General features: G+C 49.7%; 1 protein-coding gene and 1 pseudogene. One reads left to right on the top strand and one right to left on the bottom strand.

Annotated elements, in window-relative coordinates:
- Window positions 1-263: pseudogene (locus LJF34_RS28780) on the bottom strand (hypothetical protein); the annotation flags it as partial.
- Window positions 264-526: 263 nt separating this feature from the next.
- On the opposite strand from LJF34_RS28780, the gene LJF34_RS28775 reads away from it, so the two are divergent.
- Window positions 527-1,278 (top strand): hypothetical protein (locus LJF34_RS28775; protein WP_231190502.1); only part of this gene is annotated, 752 nt, incomplete at its 3' end.

The raw sequence follows: 1,278 nt of genomic DNA, 5'->3' as shown, positions 1-1,278 counted from the left end.
AGATCAGCTGCCCCAATGAATTGGTTCCAGGTGATGCTCCCGACCTGTTTTCCGGTACCGCCGATCGCGAACAGAACGCCTGCACCGCCAGTAATCACAAATGTTGCTATCGCACTCGATTCGGACGGGGCTGGAAGGCCGAATACTGCGCGGACCGTGAGTTGACCGATGATGAGGAAGATTCCGAGGACCAGAAACCAGCGACGTTTCATGTAGTCACTATTTCCGGAGATCGTAAAGTAACTTCGTTTCTTTTCAACCATTCTCCCCATCTCGATAAAACACACAGTCCACGGAACACGTCTCAAACATAGACGCTCTGTAGTCGATACTGGCGTTTTAGCTGTCAGTCTTCACTTGAAACCTGGTGTGTGTTCACAACAGCTTAATCGCCACTGGACCTCCTCAGATACTCTCTCCTTCGAGTAAACTCTTATCTCAAGTAGTCTGCTTTGACATTCCGAGTACGACGTCGCGTCTGAGACAATCAATACATTTTTCACGCCAAACGAGACAACAAACAACAATGCGACGCATCGTCTATCTCGGATGTCTACTCATCATCCTCACTGCTGGTTGCAATAGCTTCCTTTCACCCAGCCCGTCTCCTTCCCAATCCGAAACGACCACCACTCTCTCCGGTACACTTGCCCCAGGAGTTACAGCAGACGGAGTGACGAGCGCCGAAAAACTCACTGCAGCACACGCTCGGATCCTTACCGAGGAATCATTCACGTATCACCAAACCCTCAACCTACGCTATGCAAATGGGACGCTCTTGCGTCACAAATCTACTACAATTCAAGCGACACACAACAACACTCACTTTCGCTCCAATACAGCGTATGCAGGCCAAATTCCGGCGTTACTAGGTGCATCACAGGGGAAAATCAAGTACTGGTCAAATGGTACTGAGACGCTTCGCAGAATAACTGTCAACGGTGAGAACAACTATCGGTTACTGCCAGACCGACCGACGATGCTTGGCTCACTGACGACCCGCGACCGACTGTATCTCTTTGTTACTGCATCCACAATCCAATCAATTACGAAGGCAAACAATTCCAGCTCAGCGCCCAACTTGTACCGCTTACACTCGAGCAATTTGAGCACTCCTTCATCTTTGGTACGTTCATTTCAGCCCGTGACGGTCACAAATGGCTCGTTTACCGCCGTAGTCGATTCATGGGGTGTTGTTCACCGCTATTCGTTCACTGGGACAGGAACGTATAATGGATCAACTATTCGGATCCAAGAGACAGCGAATTACTCGGCGAT

This window comes from Haladaptatus sp. DYF46, from assembly GCF_021083305.1.
Taxonomy (GTDB): domain Archaea; phylum Halobacteriota; class Halobacteria; order Halobacteriales; family Haladaptataceae; genus Haladaptatus.
This window is presented reverse-complemented; position numbering and strand designations above follow the sequence as displayed.